This window comes from Promicromonospora kroppenstedtii DSM 19349 (assembly GCF_000515355.1).
Lineage (GTDB): Bacteria > Actinomycetota > Actinomycetes > Actinomycetales > Cellulomonadaceae > Promicromonospora > Promicromonospora kroppenstedtii.
Genome location: NZ_KI911759.1, coordinates 112,814 through 119,242, shown reverse-complemented (window position 1 = coordinate 119,242; position 6,429 = coordinate 112,814). Strand labels below are relative to the sequence as shown.

Genomic DNA, 6,429 nt, shown 5'->3' with positions numbered 1-6,429 from the left:
ATCCGCCCGGCGGGCTCCCCCGGCGGCCCGACGTCCTCGGGCCCCGAGCTCACGACGCCGCCCAGCTCGACGACCCGGGCGGCCGCGGCGTCGGCGTCGTCCACGGCGATGTAGGTGTGCCACATGACCTCGCCGTCGAAACCGGCCGACGGCGTCCCGATGGCACCGACCGTGGTGGCCTCCGTGCCGTCGAGCGACGCGACGACGTAGCGCCCGGCCGCGCCGGGCGGCAGCCGCTCGCTGTACCGCCAGCCGAACAGGTCGGCGTAGAAGGCGAGGGCCGCGTCGACGTCGTGCGTCTCCAGGTCGATCCAGCTCGGCACGCCGTGGGGGTAGGTGCGCGGCGGGGTGGTGGGTGTGTCAGCCATGACGTCCTCCAGGTCGGGTCCGCTACCCCCGATACTGCCTCCCGCCACTGACATCCGCTGCCGGGCCATCAGTAGTCTGCGGCCATGGCAGACCTGGGAAGCGTCACCTGGCCGCCCGAGCCGATCCGCACCGAGCGGCTGATGCTGCGCGAGCCTGAGGCCCGCGACCGGGCGGCGCTCATCGAGCTGAACGCGTCGCCCGAGGTGGGGGCGTATATCGGCGGAGCGCGCCCCCGCGACGAGCTGGAGGCCGCGATCCCCGCGGTGCCGAAGGGCCGGCCGGGTCAGTTCGTGGTCGACCTTGACGGGGCGATGATCGGGGCCATCACGCTCGAGAGCCGCGACGGCGAGCACCAGGCGCCCCGAGCCGCCGGGAAGGTCGAGCTGGGCTACCTGTTCCTGCCGCAGGTGTGGGGCCGGGGCTACGCCGCGGAGTCGTGCGCGGCCGTCCTCGACTGGTTCTCGGGCGCGCTCCCCGGCGAGCCCGTGGTGCTGACCACGCAGACCGCCAACGTGCGCTCGGTGCGCCTCGCGACGCGGCTGGGCTTCGTCGAGACGGCCAGGTTCGAGGCGTACGGCGCCGAGCAGTGGTTCGGCGTGCGGCCCCCGGGCGTCCGACAGGGCGTGGGTCGCTCAGCCCTCTGACGCGGCGCAGCGGATTGCGCGTCCCGACGGCGGGACGGTAGCGTCTGCCGTGATCGTGTACCGACCGCAGGAGGTGAGACCCGTGAACGCAGTGACCGCACCGGGTGCTCCCCCGCAGTCCACGATCCCGGCGACGATCTAGTCGCCTCGGGAGCGCCGCACCGGCAATCGCGAAAGGCGACTCCCATGAACACCACACCCTCTTCTGCTGTGCCCCGTACCCGCGCCCTCGTTCTCGGTGGCGGCGGGTCGACCGGCAACGCCTGGCTCATCGGCGTCGTCGCCGGGCTGTACGACGCCGGCGTCGACGTGACCACCGCCGACCTGACCGTCGGGACGTCCGCCGGGTCGACCACCGCGGCCCAGCTCGGTGGGGCGACTCCCGCCGAGCTGTACGGCGCCGTCCTCGCGGCCCCGGCCCCAGCCGGCACCAGGCCGACCCAGGATCCCGCCCGCGTCCGGGCTGCGGCCGACCAGATGGAACGCACCCGCCGGATCGTCGAGGACGCCACGGACGTCGCCGACATGCGTCGCCGGCTGGGCGCGGCGGCCCTCGACCTGCCCGGCACGTCGGACGACGCGGTGCAGGCGCAGTGGCGCGCCACCGTCGCCTCCCGCCTCCCCGACCAGGCGTGGCCGGACCGGGCGATCGCCCTCACGGCCGTCGACGCCCGCACCGGAGAACCCGTCCTGTTCGACCGGCACAGCGGCGTCGACCTGGCGGACGCCGTCGCGGCGAGCTGCTCCAGCGGCTTCGCCTACCGCATCGGCGAGGGCCGGTACATCGACGGCGGCTACCGGGCCAACGCCGAGAACGCCGACCTGGCGGCCGGGTACACGCGCGTGCTCGTGCTGTCCCCGTTCGGCGGCCGCACCCGCGCGCCCGCGGACTGGGGCCTGGACCTCGCCACGCAGGTGAGCGCCCTGCGCGCGGGCGGCAGCCGGGTCGAGACGGTCTTCCCGGGCGACGTCGCCGGGCTCATGTCCGGCGCCGGCGCCATGGACTACTCCCGGCGTCCGGCCGTGGCGCAGGCGGGCTACGACCAGGGGAAGTCCCTCGCCGGGCAGGTGGGCGAGCTCTGGCGCTGAGCCAGGTGTGACGCCTAGGGCGCCGACCGCCCGCGGTGCCGCCGCACCGCGGCGCGGTTGGCGCAGCGCACCGAGCAGTAGCGCTGCCGACCGTTGCGGGTCACGTCGACCACGACGTTCGTGCAGGGCTCCGACGCGCAGCGCGCCAGGCGGTGCATGCCGCGCGTGACGAGGTGGAGCGAGGTGCCCACGCTGATCACCGCCCGCAGCACTGCCGAGAGCACCTGGTTCTCGTCCCGGTAGTGCAGGTGCCAGCCCTCGCCGTCGTGGTCGGTCAGGCGCGGATAGGCCGCCACGGCGGCCATCTGGGCGTTCAGCAGCGCGGCGCGCTGCTCGGGCTCCGGCGTGTCCACGACGCGCAGCCACTCGTCGATGGCCTGGCGGGCGTGCGCGTGGTCGGCCGGCTCCTCGCGGAACTCCATGGTCATGCCGAACTCGCGGGTGCGGTCCTCGATCCCCGCCCGGTCGTCCGGCCAGTCGTTGGCCAGGGACGCGGCGAGCAGCACCGCGTACTCGCCGTAAGGGTTGAGATGCACAAGGCCATTACATCATCGTGGAGGGATGACGACGACCGAGCACTCGTGGACGACCGACTCACGCCACCCCACCTCGGCCGGCTGGGTGCTCTACGTGCGGTGCACCAGGTGCGGGGCGCGCCGCGTGGACCTGCAGGCCCGCACGGACGCGCCGCCGGCCGCCCTCAGCAGGGCCTTCGGCGGCGCGTGATCCCAGGGCACTACGCCCGCGCGAACAGCTCCGGCCGCTCCGCCTGGATGTGCGTGATGTCCTGCAGCACCACGCGCAGGTGCTCGCGCAGCCGCGCGACGGCCGCGACGACGTCGCCCAGGTCCAGCGCGTCGACCACGCTCTCGTGCTGCTCGATGAGGCCGGTCATCTTGCCGCCCTCGGGCAGCGAGAGCCGGCGGGCGCGGTCCATCTGCGCCTTCGCGGACGCCACGATGCGCCACGCGGACTCGTGCCCGCAGGCGCGCATGAGCCGCAGGTGGAACTCCTCGTCGAGGTCGAAGAACGCCCCGGCGTCCTCGGCGCGCTCCGCCTCGTGCTGCCGCACGATCAGGGCGCGCAGCTCGGCGACGTCGCCCGCGGTCACCAGGGAGCCGCCCTGCTCCAGCGACGAGCACTCGATGGCCTCGCGCACGAACTGGGCCGAGACGACGTCCTCGTAGCGAATGGGCCCCACGAAGCTTCCGCGCTGCGGGAACACCTCCACGAGCCCCTCCTCGGCGAGCAGGATCAGGCTCTCGCGCACGGGGGTGCGGCTGACGCCGAGGCGCGAGCCGATCTCGGCCTCCGACAGCGGCTCGCCCGGGGCCAGCTCCAGCCCGATGATCTGCCGGCGGAGCCAGGTGTGGACCAGACGGCGGGTGTTCTCCCCGCGGACCCGGGCGGTGGTCAGGAGTGGCGGCGTCGACATGCCCTGATTCTGCCGTAGATCTGCAATCGTGTTCTAGCGCACTAGTATGCTAGCGTCCCGGGGTGATCCACTGCGAGGAGGCAGCATGAGCGGCACCCCGGCCGGCACGGTCGACCCGAAGACTCTGCGAAAGACGGTCGGCGCGTCCGTCATCGGCACCATCGCCGAGTACTACGACTTCTTCATCTACGGCACGGCCTCGGCCCTGGTGTTCAACCAGATCTTCTTCCCCGAGGCCGACCCGCTGGTCGGCACGCTCGCCGCGTTCTCGACGTACGCGGTGGGCTTCTTCGCCCGGCCGCTCGGCGGACTGGTCTGGGGCCACATCGGTGACCGGCTGGGCCGCAAGAAGGCGCTCGTGTTCACCCTGCTGCTCACCGGGCTCGGCACGTTCGCCGTCGGCCTGATGCCCACCTACGAGCAGATCGGCATGTGGGCGGCCGTCATCCTGGTGGTCGTCCGGCTCATCCAGGGCTTCGGCGTCGGCGGTGAGCAGGGTGGCGCCGTCCTGCTCACGGCCGAGGCGTCGCCGCAGAAGCGGCGCGGCTTCTACGCGAGCTTCGTGCAGCTCGGTTCCCCCGTGGCCTACCTCATCCCGACGGCGCTGTTCGCCGGCCTGCAGCAGTGGATGGACGAGGACGCGTTCCTCGCCTGGGGCTGGCGCGTGCCGTTCCTGCTGTCGATCGTCGTGGTCGCCGTCGGCCTGTACATCCGGTCGAAGGTCGACGAGTCCGAGACCTTCAAGGCCGCCCGCGAGCGCAAGGCCGAGTCGCACGCCCCGCTGCGCCAGCTGTTCGGCCAGCGCCGTCGCGAGGTGGTGGGCGGGTTCTTCGCCAAGTTCGTCGAGGCCGCGATGTTCCCCTTCTACACGATCTTCCTGGTCGCGTACGCGGACAACAACGGCTACAGCTCCGGCCTGGTGCTGGAGGCGGTCATCATCGCGATCCTGGTCGAGATCGTCATGATCCCGGTGTGGGGGCACATCACCGACCGCGTCGGACGCCGCCCGGTGTTCCTGACGCTGGCCGTGCTGAACCTGCTGCTCATCGTGCCCGCGTTCCTCGCGGTGCAGACGGAGAACCTCGCGGTGATCACGGCGCTGCTCGTGGTCGGCCTCGGGCTCGGCCACTCGGGCACGTACGCCCCGCAGGCGTCGTTCTTCCCGGAGCTCTTCGACTCCTCGGTGCGCTACTCGGGCGTCTCGGTGGTGTGGCAGTTCGGCGCCATGGTCGCCTCGGGCCCGTTCACCGTGGTCGCCACGGCACTGCTGGTCGCGGCCGACGGCGGCTTCTGGCTGGTCGCCGGGTACACGGCGCTGCTCGTGGTGTGCTCGATCGTCGCGCTCGTCATGCTGCCCGAGACGGCGCCCGCGCGGCGTGGCGGCGTGGAGTACGCGAGCTGGCCGGCGCTCGGTGGTGCTGGTTCGGATGGTGCTGGTCCGGCCGATGGCGCCGCGCCGGTCGACGGCGGCACGCCGGCTGCGGCGAAGCAGGACTGACAACACGCTGCGCGGACGTCGCCCTGGAGACGGGGCGGCGTCCGCGTTGCCGTGTCACGAGAGGTAGCCGCCGGCCGACCAGGTCGCGTCTACCTCCAGGGCAGCAAGGACCACGCCCGGGCAGTCGCGCTCGAGCACTTCGCGTTCTGCCCGGACAACATCTGGCAGAGCGACCACAACACGGTCGACAAGTACGCCTCGGCGCTCATCGGCGTGAACGTCTGGACGTTCTGGTGGGACCGAGGCCCGCCGTCGCGGCCCATCAAAAGGACCGCACCGTGGGCCCGGACAGTCCTTACATCCTGGAGGCGTGTTGCGCTGAGTAGACAATGTCTACGCAGCGCAACACACCTCCAGGACCTACGTTCACCCCGCGCCGCTGTTGCTGCCGGCCCGGGTGCGGCTCCCGGCTGCAGCCGCCCTCACTCGACGAACCGTTCCACCGACTCCACGCGGATGACCGCGTCGTCGGGCACGTCTCGGAAGAAGTCGACGGCGACCTTCTTCTCCTCGCCGGGACCGAGCTTCTCGACGAACACCGGGCCCCGGTCGTAGGTCATCTTGCCGTTCTTGCTCTCGGCGACCAGCGTGGCGCTGTACGTGAACGCCTGTGTCCCGCTGTTGGTCACCGTGACCGGGACCGAGATCCAGCTGGGCTGCTTGATCTCGGCAGCGCCGACCGCGAGGTCCGCGCCCAGGTCCGCGAAGCCGACGTCCTCGAACTCCGCGACGGTCAGCGCCGGGACGGTCACGGTGCCGCCGAGGTCGGTCCTGAGCTCGACGGAGCCGGTCACCACGGCATGGATCCGCAGCACGTCACCGGATTCCACGCCGTCGAGCAGCAACTCCGGCCCGATGACGACTGCCGGGTCCTCCAGCTCCCGCTCGGTGCCCGGCTGATCCACCCCGAGGCCGCCGAGGAACCGGTCGGTGCCCGTGGTGCTGTCGAACCTCGCGACCTCCGCGTAGACCACGATGGCCCGCCCCTCGGCCTTGCCGGGGTGCTCGACGACGGACCTCCACCGGGCCGCGTCGACCTCGACGAAGTCGGCAGGAGGAGCAGGTGTGGCCTCGTCCTCCGGGGCGGCGGTGCTCCGGTCCACGATCGCCCTCGCCGCGTCGGACACGAACGTTGACGCCGCCATCGCGACGAACACGCCGAGGACTACGCCGGCCACCGACAGGACGATGCCGGTGATCGCGGCCCCGCGCCCGGTCGGCGGGTCGGTGCGGCGCGAGCGGGCCAGGCCCACGAACCCGAGCACGATGCCGAGGATCGACGGCACGAACAGGAGGCTGAGGAACAACGACGTGATGCCCAGCACGAGGCTCGTCGTCGCGGGCGGGTTGGCCTGCGCGGCCGGCACACCGGCCGAGCCGTACGGCGCCGAGCC

At 72.4% G+C, this 6,429-nt stretch carries 8 protein-coding genes and 1 pseudogene; 5 read left to right on the top strand and 4 right to left on the bottom strand.

What is annotated here, in order from left to right:
* Positions 1 to 368 (bottom strand): VOC family protein (locus PROKR_RS27200; RefSeq protein WP_211240261.1); only part of this gene is annotated, 368 nt, incomplete at its 3' end.
* 84 nt (positions 369 to 452) lie between these two features.
* Between PROKR_RS27200 and PROKR_RS27195 the strand changes: the two genes are divergently transcribed.
* Together PROKR_RS27195 and PROKR_RS27190 are read left to right on the top strand one after the other, a co-directional pair.
* Complete coding sequence (locus tag PROKR_RS27195) at positions 453 to 1,013, top strand: GNAT family N-acetyltransferase (RefSeq protein WP_036970031.1); 561 nt, start codon at positions 453 to 455, stop codon at positions 1,011 to 1,013.
* 186 nt (positions 1,014 to 1,199) lie between these two features.
* Positions 1,200 to 2,102 (top strand): patatin-like phospholipase family protein, encoded by a 903-nt coding sequence (locus tag PROKR_RS27190; protein WP_051433423.1) that lies wholly within the window; start codon positions 1,200 to 1,202, stop codon positions 2,100 to 2,102.
* A 14-nt stretch (positions 2,103 to 2,116) separates the two neighbouring features.
* On the opposite strand, the gene PROKR_RS27185 is transcribed toward PROKR_RS27190, so the two are convergent.
* Complete coding sequence (locus tag PROKR_RS27185; RefSeq protein ID WP_036970025.1) at positions 2,117 to 2,638, bottom strand: CGNR zinc finger domain-containing protein; 522 nt, start codon at positions 2,636 to 2,638, stop codon at positions 2,117 to 2,119.
* 25 nt (positions 2,639 to 2,663) lie between these two features.
* On the opposite strand from PROKR_RS27185, the gene PROKR_RS36400 reads away from it, so the two are divergent.
* Positions 2,664 to 2,828 carry a hypothetical protein gene (locus PROKR_RS36400; RefSeq protein ID WP_169736608.1) on the top strand — a complete coding sequence of 55 codons (165 nt, stop codon included), beginning with the start codon at positions 2,664 to 2,666 and terminating at the stop codon, positions 2,826 to 2,828.
* Positions 2,829 to 2,838: 10 nt separating this feature from the next.
* Here PROKR_RS36400 and PROKR_RS27180 read toward each other — a convergent pair whose 3' ends face one another.
* The gene (locus PROKR_RS27180; RefSeq protein ID WP_036970022.1) at positions 2,839 to 3,537 is read right to left on the bottom strand and encodes a GntR family transcriptional regulator; all 699 of its coding nucleotides are present in this window, start codon (positions 3,535 to 3,537) and stop codon (positions 2,839 to 2,841) included.
* 85 nt (positions 3,538 to 3,622) lie between these two features.
* On the opposite strand from PROKR_RS27180, the gene PROKR_RS27175 reads away from it, so the two are divergent.
* A complete protein-coding gene (locus tag PROKR_RS27175; protein ID WP_036970019.1) occupies positions 3,623 to 5,035 on the top strand; it encodes an MFS transporter in 1,413 nt (470 codons plus the stop codon).
* 51 nt (positions 5,036 to 5,086) lie between these two features.
* Positions 5,087 to 5,263: pseudogene (locus tag PROKR_RS38275) on the top strand (DUF4253 domain-containing protein); the annotation flags it as partial.
* A gap of 194 nt (positions 5,264 to 5,457) precedes the next feature.
* Here PROKR_RS38275 and PROKR_RS37090 read toward each other — a convergent pair.
* On the bottom strand, positions 5,458 to 6,429 hold a 972-nt coding region (locus PROKR_RS37090; protein ID WP_051433422.1), incomplete at its 5' end, for a DUF4190 domain-containing protein.

Coding starts and splice junctions, on each gene's coding strand:
- PROKR_RS27195 (WP_036970031.1), top strand. CDS start 453: ATGGCAGACCTGGGAAGCGTCACCTGGCCGCCCGAGCCGATCCGCACC.
- PROKR_RS27190 (WP_051433423.1), top strand. CDS start 1,200: ATGAACACCACACCCTCTTCTGCTGTGCCCCGTACCCGCGCCCTCGTT.
- PROKR_RS36400 (WP_169736608.1), top strand. CDS start 2,664: ATGACGACGACCGAGCACTCGTGGACGACCGACTCACGCCACCCCACC.
- PROKR_RS27180 (WP_036970022.1), bottom strand. CDS start 3,537: ATGTCGACGCCGCCACTCCTGACCACCGCCCGGGTCCGCGGGGAGAAC.
- PROKR_RS27175 (WP_036970019.1), top strand. CDS start 3,623: ATGAGCGGCACCCCGGCCGGCACGGTCGACCCGAAGACTCTGCGAAAG.